Source organism: Bradyrhizobium elkanii USDA 76 (genome assembly GCF_023278185.1).
GTDB classification, from domain to species: Bacteria; Pseudomonadota; Alphaproteobacteria; order Rhizobiales; family Xanthobacteraceae; genus Bradyrhizobium; species Bradyrhizobium elkanii.
The window spans coordinates 1,002,996-1,020,271 of the sequence record NZ_CP066356.1 but is presented as its reverse complement, the minus strand read 5'-3'; the positions used below and the strand labels follow the sequence as shown (position 1 = coordinate 1,020,271).

The following is a 17,276-nucleotide window of genomic DNA, read 5'->3' as shown; positions in this document are numbered from 1 at the left end:
GGAGCCGGTGGTCGCGATAGTTCGCCACCTGCGACGGTCGCATCCTGGGGGGCACGCCGTTTGGCGATCTCGTATGGAATTCCCCGAATAGCAATCGCGCCACTCAGCGCCGGCGGCCACCTCCGTGAAAGCCGCCTCCGCGGAAGCCGCCGCCAGCACGCATGCCGCCACCGCCACGATGGAAACCACCGACGCCTGCCCGCATGCCACCGCCGCGCATCGCGGCCGGCCGGCCGCCTGCGTGAACACGTCCACTGACGCGCGTGTGCGTTACGCTTCTGTGCGAGATCGCCGCGCGATTGCCCGCGCGCGTATGGGCGCGGGTGACGTTCCGGCTGCTGGCCCGGCGGGATACGCTTGCACCGCGATTGCCGGCGCGTTGCGAGACCGCGGTCCTGGCCCGGCCGGCCCCCGCATTCGAGACCCTGCCGCCAGGACCACCGGTGCGATTGCGCAGCGCCTCGCGCGCGGCGGGGGTATTGCCGCTGCCAAAGCGTCTCGCCACGCCGGCATCGCGATAGGCAACGCCGCCGCGGTGCGCCGGATTGTGGGCCCAATTGGTGTTTCTGATGTTGGTGCGGTTGAACTGGTTATAGCGGTTGACGTTGACGTAGACGTTGCGGCCCCACCAGTTGCAGCCGCCCCAGATCGCAGCGCCGACGGCCACGCTGGCGGTGAAGCCGATCACGCCCGCGGCGACATAGCCTGGCGGAGACCAATAGAACGGCTGGTAGTCGGGATAATCCCAGGCCCCGTAGACGACACCGGGATCGTAGACCGGGACGTAATACTGGTCGGGATCGACCGGCTCGATCGAGATCGCCTGCTGCATGCCGGAGGGCGCGGTCACACCGGCGGGAGGCGCGCTCTTTATCACCTTTTGCTGCGGCGTCGACTTGAGATTGCCCGCGGCCTCCGCGCGCTGGCGCAGGGTCTGCACGGCGCTCATCACGTCCTGCTCCTGCGCGAGGAAGGCGTCGCCAAGGTGCTGGGTCCAGTCGAGCTTGTCGTTCATCATCTGAAGAACCTGCGGCACCGCCGCGAGGGCCTTGACGCTCGGATCCCACGACTGCTTCTGCATGGCGTCTTCGAGCGCCTTGCCGGTGACGGTCTTGTTGTCTTGCGACCAGCGCGCCGCCTCGACGACTTCCAACGGATAGGTCGACGCCATCAGGATCTGCGACAGCAGCGCGTCCGGATAGAGCGCGATCGGCGCGACCAGCTGCTCGATCTGTCCGTTCGGAAGCTTGCTGGCTGTCGGGCCCGGCGCCGGCGCGGTAGCCTGGTCCTGGGCCGGCTTCTGGTCCGCGGGTGTCTGCGCGTACGCCGGGCCCCCGAGCATCAGACCAACCGCCAGCGCCGCGCTCGCGAAGGTAAGCCGACGCATTCCCGGAAGAAGTCTTGTCATGATGCCTCCTCGTTCTTCGTCTCGCTTGCATCACCGGCGGCGCTGGCGTGCTCCGCGGCGCCGGGCGTCAGCGATGACTACGCAATCCTTCGGCCTCTATTCAAAACGGAACATGCGTTTCCAGTCGTCTTTCATGCTAACCACGATCCAGCCATTGGCGCTCGCCGCGTCGAGCGCCTTGTCGAGTTTGCCGAACGAGGACTTCCGATCGTATGCATATTCTCGTTCGGCATCGGTGTGATGCACGATCAGGCCAAAGCGTTTCCCCGATGATTGCGTCGCCCATTGCAGCATCTGGAAGTCGCCGTCCGAATTGCCGAAGGCCGCGATCGGCCGGCGACCGATATGCGAGTTGATGCCGACCGGCTTGCCGGGTCCGTCGTCGACGAGATCGATCGCCGGCAGCCGGATCAGTGTCGGCTTCCCCTTGTCGATCTCGAACTTCGTCTTGATGCTCGATCCCACGACCTGCTCGGGCGGGATGCCATAGACCCGCTCGCTCCATGGCCGCATGAACTCGATGCCGCCGCCCGAGACGATGAAGGTCTTGAAGCCATTGGCCCGCAGATGGGCGAGCAGTTCCAGCATCGGCTGGTAGACGAGGTCGGTATAGGGCCGGTTGAACTTCGGGTGGCGCGCACTCGCGATCCAGTCGCCGGCAATCTGCGCGAACTCGGCCGTTGTCATGCCGGCATGGGTCGCCATGACGAGTTCGACCAGGCCCTTCTCGCCGGCCTTGGCCAGCGCAGCGATGTCGTTGTCGAGAACCGCCCTGAAGGGCTGCTTCTGCTTCCACTCCGGATGTTTGGGAGCGAGGGCCTTCACCCGGTCCAGCGCAAACGCAAGCTGCACATACATCGGCTGCTCGCACCAGAGCGTGCCGTCATTGTCGAATGTCGCGATGCGCTCTGGCGCCGGCACGAAATCCGGCGTGCCTTCCCGCATCACCGCGGAGACGAAGTCCAGGATCGACTTCTTGGCGCGGCCCTCATTCCAGGAAGGCAGAGGATCGCTTTGCGCGCGAGCGATGCGGCCGGAAACCGACAGGGTGGCCGCCGACACCAGCAGACCGGCCAGGATCGTACGGCGGTCAACCAAGCTTTCGTTCACGAATCACCGTCCTCCGGTTCAGCCATTCGCAACAGCGGAACGGCCCCTCGATGTGGGGCCGCTCCCATTCGCATCGATCAGTTGCCCGTCGGCAAGCCGATCTGGAAGCCGTCCTTGGCGAGTTGATCCCTGAAGAACGCGAAGCGCTCGTACTGCTGGATGGTGATCGGTCCCGCGTAGGTCTCGCTCTGTATCTTCCGTGGCGGATACTTCACGTAAGTCTGCATCAGATCCTTGATCGCGGCATTGATCGAAACCAGGGACCAGGTGTGCTCGGTGTAGTTATTCATGAAGATGTCGTAGCGCTCCTGCGGGTCCTGCCAGAGATCGAAGACCTGTGGAACGGTCGCCACGTAGGACTCCGGTCCCTTCCAGCCGAGGTTGCTGTCGACCGCCAGACCGCCGGTCTTTGCGCCGTTGTCGCCGCGCAGATTGAACACCGCCTTGTAATTGCCGACACGGGCGGCGCCAGGCGAGAGTTCGGACTCCGTGAAATAGAACCAGTTCTTGCGCTCGGACTTGCCGGTTCCGAACAGAATCGGAGACATGTCGATGCTGTCGAAGATGATAGGCTTACCCTCGCGATCGTTCTCCGGCAGCTTCACGCCGGCAAGCTTCGCGAACGTCGCCATGTAGTCGAGGCCGCCGACGATGTCCGAATTCTTCGAGCCGGCCTTGATGCCCGGACCCCATGCGATCGACGGGACGCGGTTGCCGCCCTCGCGAACCGTGCCCTTGGTGCCGCGGAACGGCGTGTAGCCGGCGTCCGGATAGACGTCCTGCCAGGCGCCGTTGTCCGTCGTCCAGAACACATAGGTGTTCTTGTCGAGCCCGAGGGACCGCACCTTGTCCATGATCCGGCCGATACGCGTGTCGTTCTCGACCACGGAGTCGGCGTACTTGCTCTTGGACATCGACTTGCCCTGGAATTCGGGCGCCGGCATGTTGGGCTGGTGCACCTTCATGAAGTTGATGCTCATGAAGAACGGGCCCGATGACTTGTTGCGGTCCAGATATTCGAGCGAGGCCTTCTCGACATAGTCGTCGAAGAAAGGAATGCCGACGACGCCCTTGTCCGGCGTGTTGACATACTGGCCGTTGATCTTGAAATCTTCCTTCGCCGGCTGCCCGGCATTTCCGGAAAGTGCGCCTTTGGTGACCTTCTCGAACATCGCCCTGAGTTCGGGGTCCATGTCGGGAAACCAGGTCGGATCGGCGTAGGTGTAGGCATTGAGATGATAAAGGCCGGCATACTTCATCTCGTCGTAGCCTTGCGCGCTCGGCAACGCATAGTCGGCCTCGCCAAGGTGCCATTTGCCCGTGAAGAACGTTTTGTAACCACCGGTCTTCAAAACCGAGGCAAGCGTCCATTCCGCCGCCGGCATGCCGCCGCCCTGGCCCTGGAACGCGACGGTCGTCATGCCGCTGCGATTTGGAATCCGGCCGGTTTGCACCGCGGCACGACCGGGCGTGCAACTCGGCTGCGCATAGAAGGACATGAATTGCAGTCCTTCATTCGCGAGGCGATCGATGCTCGGCGTTGGCATGCCGCGATTTTCGCCGCCACCATAGGGCCCGGAGTCACCATAGCCAAAATCATCCGACAGGATCAGGATGATGTTCGGCTTTGCGCCGCCGGCCGCGCTCGAGGGTTGCGTGGTCCCTTGCGCCTGGGCTGTCTGGATGGGCGCCATCGCCGAGAAGGCGGCGATGGTGGCGAGCGAACTGGAGGCCGCGAGCAGGTTGCGGCGGCTGAAGGTCTCTGTCGTTGTCTTCTCAGTCATCACTTTCTCCCTGAACGTGTGATGCAGCGAAATCCGAGATGGCTGGTCGACGTATCGATCGGCTCGGCATGGCGCGCCGCCGGTCGATAGCGCCGGCAATAGTTCGGCGCGCAGAGATGCGAGCCGCCCTTGATCACCTTGCGCGGTATCCTGCTGAGCGGCAGCGACGGATCGTGGCTGTCGTGCTCGCAGCCGCCCCGCGGGTTCTGGGGAATGCAGCAGTCCTTCTTTGCGTCGGCGCTGTGTTTTGGAGCCCACCAGTCACTGGTCCACTCCCAGACATTGCCGATCATGTCGAACACGCCATAGCCGTTCGGCGGAAAGGTCATCACCGGCGACGTGCGCGCATGGCCGTCCTCACACCGGTTCTCGAACGGGAAGTGACCTTGCCACGTATTGGCTTGATGCACGCCGCCCGGCACGAATTCATCGCCCCAGGCGAACTCGGCGCCATCGAGGCCGCCGCGTGCGGCAAACTCCCACTCCGCTTCGGTCGGCAGGTCCTTGCCGGCCCATCGGGCGTAGGCCAACGCGTCGGCGTATGCGATATGGACGACCGGATGGTCGTCGAGCGATTTGATGTTGCTCTTGGGGCCGTAGGGATGCCGCCAATTCGCGCCCTTGAGCAGCGTCCACCATTGGCCGTAGTCGCGCAGATCGACCGGATAATCCGGGGGAGTGAAGACGAGCGAGCCGGCGAAGATCAAATGCGGCAATGCATCAGGATAGTCCTTGGGATCGGGAGCGACCTCGGCGAAGGTGACGTGGCCCGTGGCACGCACGAACTGCTTGAACTGCCGGTTCGTCACCGGCGTGCGGTCCATCCAGAACCCGTCGACGCTCACCATGTGGGACGGCGCTTCTTCCGGATAATGCCGATCCGATCCCATGCGAAACGTGCCGCCGAGAATGAAGATACTGTCTGACGCGCCGGTTTCGTCCACGTTCGGGACCGGTCTCTCGGCAATATTCAAGAAGGTTGCCTCCAGTTACTCGTTGCGGCCGATTGCGTGCTTGGTCGGTTCGGCGGCCTCGCTGCGCAGGTTCTGTGTCTGACCGATCGCAGCACGCAGCATGCCCGCGGCAAGCACGCCTGATATCGAAAGGTTGATAAGAATCGTATCGTTCACGCACTGCTCCAGTTATGCGAACGCCCCTCGATCACGGCCGGTTCAGATGAACCAGGGCCTCGGCTTCCAGGTCGGCAACGAGCCGTTCGTAATCCGCGGCCTTCCGACTTCCTTCGCGGTCGCCTTGCTTTGCCGCCTGTTGCCAATGACGAAGCGCTTTCACAGCTTCGTCATAATCTGCGCAAATGGCTCTAAACTGCGCGTCGCGATTGAAGCAGCGGCGAATGTCAAGTTCGCGCAGCGGAAAGCGGGTCACAATCGCGCGGAACTCCTCCATGATGAACTCGCTTGTGGCCAACGTGACCTTTGCTGCTGGTTCATCGGGGCTTCAAGGTACGAACATGTTCGTACACGGCGCGACGCTCGTTGAGCGCGCTGTCTCAGGCGCGACGGCTTCAAGGCCGATGCGACCAGCTGTCGCTGCAGTCGGGAACTCATTGTTCTGATGATCGAAAGCTGTCGCGTCAGCGCCGGCTGCCTGCTTCGCTTACGAGTTGCAACATGTACTGGGAAGGCCTACCGTCGATCGACGATTGGGGTTGCCGGTTGATGCCTGATGTACCCTTCGCTCACGACGCCGTCAGCGGCGCATCCGAGGTCCCGCGTCGTGATGATTCCGCGGTGCCGCCGGCGCATGTAGCGAAAGAGCTGGACCGCATCCTCGCAAGCCCGCATTTCCAGGCGAGCGAACGGCGGCAAGCTTTCCTTCGTTTCATTGTCGACGAGACGCTTGCAGGCCGCGCTGAAAGCCTGAAAGGCTACACAATTGCCTTGGCCGTGTTTCGGCGCGACGATTCTTTCGATCCCCAGGCTGACCCTGTCGTTCGTCTTGAAGCTCGACGATTGCGCCGCGACCTCGATAGCTACTATGTGGATTCGGGCCGGGATGATCCGGTACGCATCACAATTCCAAAAGGCTCCTATGTGCCCCATTTTGAGTGGCACAAAATGCATGTTGCCGACACTCCATCTCGCGAACCTGCCCTTGAACTCCACGATCATTCGACAACTGCTGCTGCTACACGTGCGAATTGGACGACCAAGTTTGGCATCAGACGCTATGCGCTCGTCGCTGCCGCGCTGGCAGCCGGCGTGACGGCTTGGATATGGCTTGCAGCAAGACCGCCGCCGTCCCCAATGACGCCACGCGAACCCGCGGTCCTCGTGATGCCGTTCGAGCCACTCACTCCCGGGGAGAACACGCGGCTCTTCGCCATCGGCATGGGACAGGAACTGACCAGCAACCTGTTTCGATTCGGAGGATTTCGGCTCTATACGTCGCCCCCGAATGCGCTCTCCGCAAAAGGCGACAAAGCGCCCCAACCCGGTCGTCCTCTCGGTGCTTCCTATGTCGTCCGTGGAAGCGTTCAAACGAGCGTCGAAGAGGTGCAGGTCACAACGACCGTCTTCAACGCCGAGAACGACGAGATCGTATGGATGCGGACATATGCTCGACCGTTCGATCCTCAGTCGCTCATGAATGTCCAGCGCGAGCTCGCAAGCGAAATCGCAACTGTCGTCGGCCAATCCTACGGCGTGGTCAGAAACGATATTCGCGCGGATCCACCGAGGAATATGGAAAGCTATCTCTGCGTCCTGCGCGCTCAGGCCTATCGCAGCACGTTCCGGCGCATCGACTTCGATCCGGCCATGCAGTGCCTTCAGCAAACCGTTCAGCGGGATCCGCAGTATAGCGATGCATGGGCCATGCTTGGGTGGCTGCATCTCGACGCCGGACGGTTGGGCTATTCAGCCGACGGCAATCGGCAAACGGAGTATGACAAGGCCCTTGAGGCCACGTCGCGCGCCATCGCCCTGCAGCCGAACAGTCCCCTGGCGCTGAAGGCCCTGGCTGCGGCCTACCATTTCACCGGACGTTACGCCGATAGTGATCGCATCAGCCATCTGGCGATCGATCTCAATCCTAACGATCCCGACATACTTGCCCAGTTCGGCTGGCGGCTTTCCATCCGCGGGAACTTCTCGGAAGGAGTTCCGATGCTCAAACGCGCGATCGAGCGCACGTTGCATCCGCCAGCCTGGTATCTTCATTTCATCGCGGTCGACCTTTACTTGAAGGGTGAATACAAGCAGATGCTCGATGTTGCCGAGACGGCATCGTTGCGCGATTCCGGATTCAGCCAACTGTTGATTGCGATGGCGAATACAGAGCTGGGGCGCCGCGATGCGACCCAAACGGCCTTGAACGGAATGTCGCAGTACAAAGCGTTGGCCGATGATCCGGCCGGCTTCTTGCGCCGCAACGGAGCCGCAGATCAAGTTGTCGACGTTCTCATGACCGGATTGCGCAAAGCCCAGGCTCTCGTCGCAAGCTGACGTTCCCTGCAGTTTCGGCGCCGCTCAGCCGGCATCCTCGGCTTTCGACGGCCATGCTGCCGTCGCCGTTTTTCACTTGTCGCATCTGCGCATGGAATAGACCGCCCGAAGGCGGCCTTCCATGGGTTAGCGGAAACCAAAGCAATGCTTACGGGCGAATACCGTTCTTTCGCGCGCAATCCCGATAAGCGGAATAGCCCGCCGAGTTTCGGGCGGCAGTCGCCCCGCTTGTCATGTTCGCACCGCCGGCGGCAGCGGCTTCATTCGCCTGCCTGAAGCATTCAGCACGAATTGCATCGACATTCTTGCCACTATTCTTCGGAGCCGCATTTGCCGGAACCGCGACGAGCAAAACCAGCGCGCCAAGCACTCCTGTCTTCCACATGGTCGTCTCCCTGTAGTGGACCAGCTGCCGTACCGGCTCGCCAATCCTGCTGCGCCGGCACGTGAGCATCAGCATTGTTTCATGCGGGGAGGCCATCAAGGTACGAACACGTTCGTACCTGCCTTGCGCAGCCGAGGTCCGGAGGATTGAACTCAACAATTGCCGAGAACCGCGCTTGCCTCCCAAGCCGCGACGCGTTTTTTGAGTATGCAGTTTGTGCCAACGCGATACGCAGTTGAACCAACGGAACGAAGCACGTTCGGCGGGATTGATCGGGACACCCTTGCAAGGAGTCCAGATATGCGACCAACCAAGGCTTTGCTTGTTCTCAGCTTCATCGCATCTGCAGCAATGATACTTCCTTATGACGCGCAGGCCCGGCGCGGAGGAGCCGGCGCTCGATCGGCTCACTTCCACGGCGGAGGAATGCGACCTGGTTGGCACGGTGGCGGTACGCGATGGCATGCCGGCGGCTGGCACGGCGGCCGCGCGCGTTGGGCCGGCGGCGGCTATTACCGCGGGGGCGGTTACTATCGCGGCGGTTGGGGCCCCGGAGCTGCCGCAGCCGGTTTGGCGACTGGCGCAGCCATCGGAGCCGCGACGGCCTACAACTCCTGCTATCAGACGCGAAACGTGTGGAACGGTTATGCGTATGTTCAGCAAAGCGTGAGGGTCTGTTAGGCATCTCCTCGTCCGCGATACCGGACTGACTGCAATTTGGCCGGGTCTGCGCGAGCGCGTTCGGCAACGAGGCCTGCGCGCGCGTGTGGCGAACGCAGCTTTGCGTCTTCGCCGACGGGGCGCGGCATTTTGATTCATGTGGTGTGGCTTGGCCCCTCCTCAGTCGGCACTGCGCCGCGCCTGTGCCGCTTCGAAGTCATTCTTCCAATCGTCCATCAGTCACGTCGATTTGATGCTGCGCACGAGATGCACAGGAACCACTTCCGGAGGTTGCATTTGGTTAGGTGCGAGAAAACGGGAACTCGCAAGCCAACTTGCAGACTTGGCATTCAGTCATGCCAAGCGTCGCAAGCAAACCAAATCCAGGGAGCAAGCCATGATGAGTCTAAGAGTTCTTGGCGCGGCCGTGATAGTGGCGTCCGCAGTTTCGAGCCCCGCATCGGCGCAAGCGGTCTTCTCCAACCCGGCCGCCTGTTCATCTCAATTCGCCAGCGCCAACTGCCTCAACAGAGGAGCCGGGAGCCCGTACGACAGCAGGCGGGGCTATTATCAGCGGCGAACCGCCTATCGTGAACCCGTGGGACCGGTGGGGGCCGCGGCCGGCGTGGCCGGCGCTGCCGTCGGAACAGCCGCGGCGATCGCGACCGCTCCCTTCGGCGGCTGGCGCAATTCCTACGCCGCATACGGCACGTATGATCAATCCGGTGCATATGGCGACTACTACGCGTGGAACGGCGACTGGAACACCTACGCATCGCACAATGGGATCGTCTGCAGGCCCGGTACCACTTTCAAGGGGTCCGACGGACTCCAGCATCTCTGCCAATAGAGCTCGTCTGCTCGCAGGCTAATCAATCCAGGCGGCCTGCAAGGGCCGCCTGCCTCTTGCCCTGTCGCTGGCGGCAGCGTCGTCACCGGCGCGGCTGCAGGTCACGTTCGCGCCTGAGCGGTCGACGCATCGATTGCTGATTACGGTAGGTAGCATCAAGGGGATGGTGCCCAGGGAGGGAATCATACGCAACCACCGACACGAGGAACCGCTGTTTGTCCTTCGTATGGTGGCGTGAGCGCTTGGCACGGTGGGGGAGCTTCGGTACATCGCAAAATCCGCAATGGCGGGAGCCTGCTTTGCTATTGGCAGCCTAATTCACTGGGAGGCACCACCTTATGCCCACGCTAGGTGGCCGGCGAGATGAGCGCGCCAAGCTCTCATCTCCCCGGTTGCTCGTCATTTCACGAGTGCATCATACGCTCGAGACCGGAGCAGCCTTCATCGCCGGCTCCGAGTCCGCATCGGCCTTGAAGCCCTTCGCGGACAAATCCCGACCGAGCGTCTCAGGAAGCAGAAGAGAGGCAAGAACGAAGACAGCTGCAGCGGGAAGGGCCACGGCAACCATGCCGTTCAGCAGGCTTCCGCCGAAATGAGTGGCCGCAAGGGGCACGATAACCGGCGCGATGCTGCCAAGGCCGCGACCGCCCATATAGAATGTAGACACCGCCGTCGCGCGCAGGTTGACCGGATAGAGCTCCGAGATCCAGACGCCCGTCACGCCGAGCGCAACGTTGCCAATACCGAAACCGATATAGAGCCAGAACATCGGCCACTCGGCCTTCGAGCCGGCGTAGAGCTGACTTCCCCACACCGCCATGCCAACCAGGGATCCGACCCAAAACAATGCCGGCACGAGAGCACCGAACCGGCGGCCAGCCCTGTCGTTGAAAAAGCCGTTGGCGAGGTAGCAGATGCCGCTGACCACGGAAAGAAGAACGGCCGTGGTGCGAACGACGTCGCCTGGCGTGTGCATGTCCCGGAGCAACAGCGTGGGAATGAAGGAGACTACGCTGTAGTAGCAAAGCATGTAGCTCATCAGCCACACGAAAGCAGTGACGGTCTGCCGCGCCAGACCATTGCGGAACAAGTCTGCAAGGGGAAGAGTGCGGGCCGCGGCCACGACCGGACCGGCCTTGCGTTGCGCCTCGTACTCCAGCCAGATCTTCGACTCAGGCATGAAGAAGCGAATGAAGATGATCAGCAGGATCGGCACTCCGCCGCTCAGCAGGCCGATGCGCCAGCTCCACTCGTCGCTGAACGTCGCGATAAGCCAGATCCCGACGATCGAAGCCGTGGACGATGCGATCACGGCGCAGCCCTGAAGCGCAGCTGCACCCAAGCCTCGGCTGCCTTTTTTCCAGGCCTCGTTGAAAAGCACCATGCCAACGCCATACTCGCCGCCAAGACCGATGCCGGTGATGAAGCGCAGCACTGCAAGCGACCAGTAATTCCATGCGAACGCGGAAATGATCGCCGCGACCGAGAACAGCGCGATGGCGAGCTGAAGCGAGGTCTTCCGGCCAAGGCGATCACCGATGACGCCGAACAGAGCCCCGCCGATCGCCGATCCGAATAGTGTCAGGGCCTGCAGAGAGCCGATCTCTGTCAACGATAGCGACATCGACCGCTGGATCGCGGGCAGGAGAAACGGAAAGATCAGGACATCATAGAAGTCGAGAATGTATCCCAGCATCGCCGAGATCATGATCGAATACCGTTGCCTGGCCGTGTAATCTTCCGCGCCTGAGAGGGTTTTGGACATGCAATGCGTTTCCCATTGAAAGAGCTGGACAGTGGATGGTCGTTGCCGAAACGCTTTCCGCGTTATTGGGAACCGCGGATGCGGCTCCAGGTCTTGATCAGGCGGGCGCAGCCTAGCGGCCGGGTGCCCTCAACTCCGGGTAGGCAAACTCGCCCCTGTCGAGGATATGGACATCGTCGAGCCAGAGGCTGCAGCCGCGAAGTGGGATGTCGAGATGACACGGCGTGTCGTTCGTGCCGCCAAGCTCGGTATTCGGCCCCGTCGAGAACAGAACGTTTCCATAAAAGGAAAGGGCGTTCATGATATGCTCCGACGCGATCTGCTGAGATGCAGCTATGTGGTGCCAGTCGGCGCGCTCATTTGATCCCCACCCGATATGCGAGATTGCCCATCCGCGCCGATCGCCGAAACTGTCGATATAGTTCTTGATGAGCGTTGCGTCGGTCCCTTCGCCCTTGAGGTCGACAATGTAGCCGTCCTTGATGGTCAGCGTGACCGGAGACTGAATATAGCGCTTGAATGCGCAGAGAATGTCGCCTGGCATCAGAACGACAGTTCCGTTGACGTCACCATCCGTGGCTTGCGTGAAAGCAAATCCTGACGGGAAATGATCCCAGCGGCCCGGTTCATCGGTGTATCCGTACTCGGAAATGACCGGATACTGCTTTAAGCCGTAGGTCACATCCGTTCCGCCCGGCGACGTGATGCGCATGGTTCTGGCTGACTGCAGGAGCGTTCGTGAGAGCTCGGTCCGCCGGCGGAGATCCTCAGTCGGGAACATCTTCTTGAGAATGTGGAACGGCTCCATGACGCGCAGAATGCGCGTGCCCGCCTCCTGAATCTCGAGCTGCTCGCGCGAGAACAGCAGGCCCAGAAGATCAATCACCATATCCACGCGCTTGAGCGTGTCGATTGCCGGCTGGTTGCCGCTCAACGCGTGCCTGCCCTGCTGGCCCGCAACCTTGCTCTGGCCGTACTTTGGAACATTGAGGTGGAAGGTTGTCGCGCCAAGGCTCCGCGCGGCCAGCATGAACGTCTGGGCATACTCCGACTGATCCTTGCCGCCGCTCAGGACAGCCACGACCTCGCCTTCCCTCACCTTGCAGAGTGCAAGTTCGGCCTTGAACAATTCCAGCATTTCAACATCGATGCGTTGCCGGGTCATCTTCAGTCATCTCCTTTGCCAGGCATGTATTCGCAGCGCTCCGACCGGTCCTTCGAGGGGTCAGGCGAGGACGTCGCTGACGATCGAAAGGAAGCCTTCCGTGTCGTCGATGTGCATTTGGTGACCTGCGCTCTCCAGTCGCTTGATCTCGATGGACGGCAATAGTCTTTGAATCTCTCTTTCATCTTCGGGGCGGATGACGTCGCCTTTGCCTGCAACGAGTAGCCAAGTACGGACGCTGAGGTTGGCAAGATCATTGTGAATGTCATCGTGATGAAAGCCCTTGTGACTTTCGATCAGGGCGCGCTCGTCGCAGGTGTGCATCCACTCGGCCCGGGCACGAATGTGCCTTTCTGGCCAGCGCGGCGCGGACGGGCTTCGCAGCACCGCGTCTGCTTCCCCAAGGCTTGCGCTATGAAGCAGCTTGAGAAGAGGCCCGATCGGACTTGGATAGGCGCGGCGTCCGGGTCCGGAGACCGGCGGATCGACCAGGATCAACTGTCTCATGGACGATGGCCGCCAGCGCGCGGCACGAATTCCGATCCGGGCGCCCATGGAGTGGCCGAGCAAGGTATATGCGCCTATTTCCAGCGCCTCGGCGAACGAAATCAAATCGGAGGCGCAGGCATCCAGCGAATAATTGAGATGCGGTCCGCTTTCGGAAAGGCCGCGCCCCCGGACATCGAGCACATAGACGTCGTATCCGACGCACAAGCGTTCCGCGATGAACGCCCATTGTGCCGCAGTCGTCGAGATGCCCGGAACGATGACGATGGCGGGCCCGGCTCCGCCGAACCGCAGGTAATGTTGGCGGATGCCGTTCGCACGCACATGAGCGCCGTAAAGCAGACCGGATACCGGGGCGACACTCATGTCGACCGATCCTTGGTACGTTCATCCGCCAGCGCGCGAAGCCGCTCGATGGCTGCCCGGGTCGGCATCACATCTCCGTACTTGCTGGCAATATCGAACAGGTTGACAGCGTGCGAAGTCGGCGAACGATCGTAGACGGCGTCGCTCGGCACGATCGATTTGAAATTCAGCGCGCACGCATCGACTACCGACGCCCGGACGCAGCCGCTGGTCGTGCAACCGGTCACCACCAGCGAATCGATTCCGGCCCCGACGAGATACGTCGTCAACGGGGTGCCGAAGAATGCGCTTGCCTGCGTCTTTGGCAGCAGCAGTTCCCCCGGCTCCGGAGCCACCTCACGAACAAAGTCGTAGCCCTCGGGCGGAATTTGCATGATGCCCGGAATTTTTGCCGCGAATGCCCCCTGGTCATGGCTGACCTTGCAGGCGACATGCGGAAATATCACCGGCCATCCTCTCCCGCGAAACAACCGCATCAGTTCGGAAATCTGCGTTATGGCCTGCCAACCAGCCTCACCGCAGCTGGTTGGATATTGCTTGATCGCTTCGCGGATCGGCATCCGGCGGTCACCGACCGAGCGGTACTGCACGTCAATCACCAGGAGTGCGGGCCGCTTGCCGAATCCAGCCGTGCCACCCAGCCCTGCGATGGCATAGGTCTCGCGCTCTTCGAGCGGTATTACGTCGTCCCAAGGCTGCTCTTTGCCGATCATCCTTGTGCACCGGTGCTCGTGGTGGAGAGATGTCAATGAAGAGGAACGGCGGTCGCGTCGTACTGGTAGATCCAGTCGTAACGAGCGGCCGTGGCTTCCGGCGCCCACTGGGTCCTGATGTAGTCTCCCGCCGTTTCGGCCTTGCACAGTGCCGAGTTATGGAAGATCGGCAGCATCCCGGCAGCGGACTTCACGACCCTGGTTGTGCGATCAAGTCGCAGGCTCTGGTATGTCTGGAAAGCTCTCGCGAGATCGTCGGGCTGATGCTCGAAGCAGCGGGCGAGAACGGACGCGTCCTCCAACGCCATGTTCACTCCCTGACCGAGATACGGCAGCATCGAATGGCAGGCATCTCCAAGAAGCGTGACCCGTCCTTGCGACCAACCAGCCAGCGTAGGCCGCACGAACAGGCCCCATTTGTGAAGGCTATCGACGTTGCTGACGAGCGCGATGATGTCGGGATGCCAACCTAGGAAGTCCTTCAGGCACTCCTCGACAGAGCCCTTCTCCGACCACGATTCCAGGAGCCAGTCGTTGCGATCGACCTGACCCGAGAACGTCATCAATTCCGTGTTCTGCCAACGGACCGGATATGCCGTGACATGCGCGGTCGGCCCGATCCAGGTAGACACCACGGGCTCGCGCTGATGCGGCTCGAGGCGGTCGACCGGCACAAGACCACGCCAGGCGATTGCATTGGTGTACTGGCTCTCGATCTGGCCGATCAGCCCGGTACGAACCTTCGAATGGGAGCCGTCGGCGCCGATCAAGGCGCGACCTTCGATCTCACGGCCATCTGCGAACTGCGCCCGAACTCCCTCGTCGTTCTGGCTGAACCCGACAACATGGGCGTTCAGATGGATGGCGTCCGCCTTCAATCGCCGCACACCGTCGACAAGGATCTTAAGCAGGTGCGCGCGCAGCAGAAGATAGGGTTGGTTCCGGGCCGCGTCGGAGCTCCGATTATAGAGCGACCACGTTTCACCGGTGTTCCAGAGCCGGATGGAACGTCGCTCGGCCGCGATGCAATTCTGTTCGACTTGCTCGGCGAGGCCGAGATCGCGAAGTACGCGCACACCGTTCATGGAGACCCAAAGGCCGGCGCCTACCTCGCGCAACTCGGACGCCTGCTCGAAAACGTCGCAATCGATGCCGCGTCGAAGCAGCGATAGCGCCATCGCCAGACCGCCGATGCCAGCGCCTGCGATAAGGACACTCGTTCTTTTGACCTGATCAATACTCATGATATCTCCAGAAGGTAGCTGCGCTGTCTCGCGCGGATTCAAACGCCATCCTGCGAGGCCTGCTGGATCGCGAGGCTCTTCACGGCTTCGAAAATCTTGGTGTAACCGGTGCAGCGGCAAAGATTGCCGTGCAGGTAGTGCCGGATTTCCGCGTCTGTCGGGTGTGGCGTGGTCTTCAAGAGCGCCGTGACCGCCATGATGAACCCGGGCGTGCAGAAGCCGCACTGCAGACCGCCATGAAGCACGAACGCCTCCTGGATCCGGGATAGTCCGTCTGGCGGCGTCACACCCTCGATTGTGGTAACCTCGCGCCGATCCACATCGACGGCGAGCGTTGTGCAGCTCGAGACCGGCTCACCGTCGAGAAGGACCGTGCAAGCGCCGCATACTTCCATGTCGCAGGAACGTTTCGTTCCCTTCAGGCCCAAACGATCTCGGATAAGATCGATCAAGAGCACATAGGCCGGGATGTCGACGGCGATCGTCTTGCCGTTCAACGAGAACGAGATGGCCAATACCTGTGTCATTTCAGCCAGCTCCCGCCGGCGATGATCGCCTCATCGGCGTTACGCAGAAGAAGCACGCCTGCAAGGTGACGCTTGTAATCGGCCCCGCCATGCCGATCCGCGTTGACTTCAAGCTGATCCAGCGCCGCGGGAAGAGCTGTCTCAATCGCCCGACGGGCCTCTGCTACCGCTACGTTTCGGAGGGCATCTTCGACGGCCGTCAGAGGCTGTGGCCGCGAACCAAGCGCGCCGACCCGTACACGGGCGCTCCTGATCGTGCTCCCGCCGGCGTTCAGTGACCAGGCCATCGCGACGTTCACTGAGGGCCTCTCACCATGCTTGAACCGGCGATAGGTTACCGGTCCCGCGGGCCGCGGGAACACGATGACTCTCAGCAGCTCGTCAGGTTCGCGCACAGTTTCCATTTCGCTTCGGATGAAATCCTCGGCGTGAATTTCACGCGTGCCCTTGGATCCCTCGAGCACCAGCCGTGCTTTGAGGGCGGCGAGCATCGTCGGCGGATCGGCGTGAGGCTCTCCGAAGCAGAGATTGCCGCCGATTGTTCCAACGTTCCGGACCCTGATGTTTGCCACCTCGGCGCAGAGCGATGCGAGCGCCGGCACGTGCTCGCGGATGACGGAATCGCCGGCGATCTTCTTGTGCGTGCAGCGCGCGCCGATCTCGATCTCGTTCATGTCGTTGACGGCGATGCAATCGAGCCCAGGGATGCCCTTGATGTCGATGAGGCGGTCCGCACGGATGACGCGCATTTTCATCGCGAGCAGCAACTCGGTCCCGCCGGCGTAGAACATGCCGTCGCCAGAATCTCCGACGGCACGCACGGCGTCGGCGATCGTCGAAGGCCGCTCGAATTGGAAGGGTGACGGCAGCATGATCAGGCCGCGCCCAGCATTTCTTTGAGCCGCTTCTCGAACTCTTCGAAGTTCTGATCGACCCGGCGCTTGATGATGCCGAATCCCATGGTCGCAAGGCGGCCCTGCACGTCGACTTTCGCGTCCACGGCAAATGTGGAACCAGACCCTTCCTGCGTGACGGTCACGTCGAGGACAACCGCCAGCCGCGTTCCTGTGATCTTGTCACGGCCCGTAGCGCGGGTGCGCACGTGAGACGGCTCGGTGATCGATTCAACGATGATGTCAGCCGGCACTTCGAGCTTGAATGGACCGATCTTCTGCTTGACGGTCGCCTTGTAGGTCGCAAGCCGCTGGATTTCCTCGACGCTTTCGCACCCGGGGATGCAACTTGATATGCGCGGAACGTCGAGCAGCGTGCTCCAAAGCTGCGCCGGCGTCGCTGGCACCGCCATCGACATGTTGAATTCCATG

The 17,276-nt window shown here is 61.7% G+C and carries 17 protein-coding genes; 2 read left to right on the top strand and 15 right to left on the bottom strand.

The annotated features are described in order from the left end of the window. Positions 1–103: 103 nt before the first annotated feature. The 6 genes from JEY66_RS04835 to JEY66_RS04810 form a co-directional block, all read right to left on the bottom strand. Positions 104–1,408: a DUF3300 domain-containing protein gene (locus JEY66_RS04835; RefSeq protein ID WP_240536809.1), complete on the bottom strand. Its 1,305-nt coding sequence runs from the start codon at positions 1,406–1,408 to the stop codon at positions 104–106. Between the two features lie 96 nt (positions 1,409–1,504). Next, a complete protein-coding gene (locus tag JEY66_RS04830) occupies positions 1,505–2,518 on the bottom strand; it encodes an HAD family hydrolase (RefSeq protein ID WP_016840513.1) in 1,014 nt (337 codons plus the stop codon). Positions 2,519–2,595: 77 nt separating this feature from the next. Continuing rightward, on the bottom strand, positions 2,596–4,302 hold the full coding sequence (locus JEY66_RS04825; RefSeq protein ID WP_016840512.1) for an arylsulfatase: 1,707 nt from the start codon (positions 4,300–4,302) through the stop codon (positions 2,596–2,598). Further along, positions 4,302–5,276 (bottom strand): formylglycine-generating enzyme family protein, encoded by a 975-nt coding sequence (locus tag JEY66_RS04820; RefSeq protein ID WP_018268983.1) that lies wholly within the window; start codon positions 5,274–5,276, stop codon positions 4,302–4,304. Before JEY66_RS04820 ends, JEY66_RS04825 begins: the two co-directional genes overlap by 1 nt. 15 nt (positions 5,277–5,291) lie before the next feature. Next, the gene (locus tag JEY66_RS04815) at positions 5,292–5,432 is read right to left on the bottom strand and encodes a hypothetical protein (protein WP_016840510.1); all 141 of its coding nucleotides are present in this window, start codon (positions 5,430–5,432) and stop codon (positions 5,292–5,294) included. Between the two features lie 31 nt (positions 5,433–5,463). Beyond that, positions 5,464–5,709, bottom strand: a complete 246-nt coding sequence (locus JEY66_RS04810; RefSeq protein ID WP_240536808.1) for a hypothetical protein — start codon at positions 5,707–5,709, stop codon at positions 5,464–5,466. Between the two features lie 224 nt (positions 5,710–5,933). On the opposite strand from JEY66_RS04810, the gene JEY66_RS04805 reads away from it, so the two are divergent. Then, complete coding sequence (locus JEY66_RS04805) at positions 5,934–7,769, top strand: tetratricopeptide repeat protein (RefSeq protein WP_240536807.1); 1,836 nt, start codon at positions 5,934–5,936, stop codon at positions 7,767–7,769. Between the two features lie 148 nt (positions 7,770–7,917). Here the strand turns inward: JEY66_RS04805 and JEY66_RS04800 are convergent, their stop codons facing one another. Beyond that, on the bottom strand, positions 7,918–8,154 hold the full coding sequence (locus JEY66_RS04800) for a hypothetical protein (RefSeq protein ID WP_125459201.1): 237 nt from the start codon (positions 8,152–8,154) through the stop codon (positions 7,918–7,920). A 1,057-nt stretch (positions 8,155–9,211) separates the two neighbouring features. On the opposite strand from JEY66_RS04800, the gene JEY66_RS04795 reads away from it, so the two are divergent. Further along, positions 9,212–9,664 carry a hypothetical protein gene (locus JEY66_RS04795; RefSeq protein ID WP_026191897.1) on the top strand — a complete coding sequence of 151 codons (453 nt, stop codon included), beginning with the start codon at positions 9,212–9,214 and terminating at the stop codon, positions 9,662–9,664. A gap of 415 nt (positions 9,665–10,079) precedes the next feature. Here JEY66_RS04795 and JEY66_RS04790 read toward each other — a convergent pair whose 3' ends face one another. The 8 genes from JEY66_RS04790 to JEY66_RS04755 all read right to left on the bottom strand — a co-directional run bounded on the left by JEY66_RS04790 (position 10,080) and on the right by JEY66_RS04755 (position 17,275). Further along, complete coding sequence (locus JEY66_RS04790; protein WP_038378677.1) at positions 10,080–11,429, bottom strand: MFS transporter; 1,350 nt, start codon at positions 11,427–11,429, stop codon at positions 10,080–10,082. A 112-nt stretch (positions 11,430–11,541) separates the two neighbouring features. After that, positions 11,542–12,594: a 2,5-dihydroxypyridine 5,6-dioxygenase NicX family protein gene (locus JEY66_RS04785; protein ID WP_018268987.1), complete on the bottom strand. Its 1,053-nt coding sequence runs from the start codon at positions 12,592–12,594 to the stop codon at positions 11,542–11,544. 60 nt (positions 12,595–12,654) lie between these two features. Continuing rightward, positions 12,655–13,467, bottom strand: a complete 813-nt coding sequence (locus JEY66_RS04780) for an alpha/beta fold hydrolase (RefSeq protein ID WP_016840502.1) — start codon at positions 13,465–13,467, stop codon at positions 12,655–12,657. Beyond that, positions 13,464–14,180, bottom strand: a complete 717-nt coding sequence (locus JEY66_RS04775; protein ID WP_016840501.1) for an isochorismatase family protein — start codon at positions 14,178–14,180, stop codon at positions 13,464–13,466. Before JEY66_RS04775 ends, JEY66_RS04780 begins: the two co-directional genes overlap by 4 nt. Positions 14,181–14,212: 32 nt before the next feature. Then, complete coding sequence (locus JEY66_RS04770) at positions 14,213–15,424, bottom strand: FAD-dependent monooxygenase (RefSeq protein ID WP_026191898.1); 1,212 nt, start codon at positions 15,422–15,424, stop codon at positions 14,213–14,215. Between the two features lie 38 nt (positions 15,425–15,462). Continuing rightward, positions 15,463–15,951 (bottom strand): (2Fe-2S)-binding protein, encoded by a 489-nt coding sequence (locus JEY66_RS04765; RefSeq protein WP_018268988.1) that lies wholly within the window; start codon positions 15,949–15,951, stop codon positions 15,463–15,465. After that, positions 15,948–16,823 (bottom strand): FAD binding domain-containing protein, encoded by an 876-nt coding sequence (locus JEY66_RS04760; RefSeq protein ID WP_016840498.1) that lies wholly within the window; start codon positions 16,821–16,823, stop codon positions 15,948–15,950. The genes JEY66_RS04765 and JEY66_RS04760 overlap by 4 nt, the downstream gene beginning before the upstream one ends. Positions 16,824–16,825: 2 nt before the next feature. Next, positions 16,826–17,275, bottom strand: coding sequence for an SRPBCC family protein (locus JEY66_RS04755; protein ID WP_016840497.1), 450 nt, complete (start codon positions 17,273–17,275; stop codon positions 16,826–16,828). Between the last annotated feature and the right edge of the window lies 1 nt (position 17,276).

Coding starts and splice junctions, on each gene's coding strand:
- JEY66_RS04835 (WP_240536809.1), bottom strand. CDS start 1,408: ATGACAAGACTTCTTCCGGGAATGCGTCGGCTTACCTTCGCGAGCGCG.
- JEY66_RS04825 (WP_016840512.1), bottom strand. CDS start 4,302: ATGACTGAGAAGACAACGACAGAGACCTTCAGCCGCCGCAACCTGCTC.
- JEY66_RS04810 (WP_240536808.1), bottom strand. CDS start 5,709: ATGGAGGAGTTCCGCGCGATTGTGACCCGCTTTCCGCTGCGCGAACTT.
- JEY66_RS04805 (WP_240536807.1), top strand. CDS start 5,934: ATGTACTGGGAAGGCCTACCGTCGATCGACGATTGGGGTTGCCGGTTG.
- JEY66_RS04800 (WP_125459201.1), bottom strand. CDS start 8,154: ATGTGGAAGACAGGAGTGCTTGGCGCGCTGGTTTTGCTCGTCGCGGTT.
- JEY66_RS04795 (WP_026191897.1), top strand. CDS start 9,212: ATGATGAGTCTAAGAGTTCTTGGCGCGGCCGTGATAGTGGCGTCCGCA.
- JEY66_RS04790 (WP_038378677.1), bottom strand. CDS start 11,429: ATGTCCAAAACCCTCTCAGGCGCGGAAGATTACACGGCCAGGCAACGG.
- JEY66_RS04785 (WP_018268987.1), bottom strand. CDS start 12,594: ATGACCCGGCAACGCATCGATGTTGAAATGCTGGAATTGTTCAAGGCC.
- JEY66_RS04780 (WP_016840502.1), bottom strand. CDS start 13,467: ATGAGTGTCGCCCCGGTATCCGGTCTGCTTTACGGCGCTCATGTGCGT.
- JEY66_RS04775 (WP_016840501.1), bottom strand. CDS start 14,180: ATGATCGGCAAAGAGCAGCCTTGGGACGACGTAATACCGCTCGAAGAG.
- JEY66_RS04770 (WP_026191898.1), bottom strand. CDS start 15,424: ATGAGTATTGATCAGGTCAAAAGAACGAGTGTCCTTATCGCAGGCGCT.
- JEY66_RS04765 (WP_018268988.1), bottom strand. CDS start 15,951: ATGACACAGGTATTGGCCATCTCGTTCTCGTTGAACGGCAAGACGATC.
- JEY66_RS04760 (WP_016840498.1), bottom strand. CDS start 16,823: ATGCTGCCGTCACCCTTCCAATTCGAGCGGCCTTCGACGATCGCCGAC.
- JEY66_RS04755 (WP_016840497.1), bottom strand. CDS start 17,275: ATGGAATTCAACATGTCGATGGCGGTGCCAGCGACGCCGGCGCAGCTT.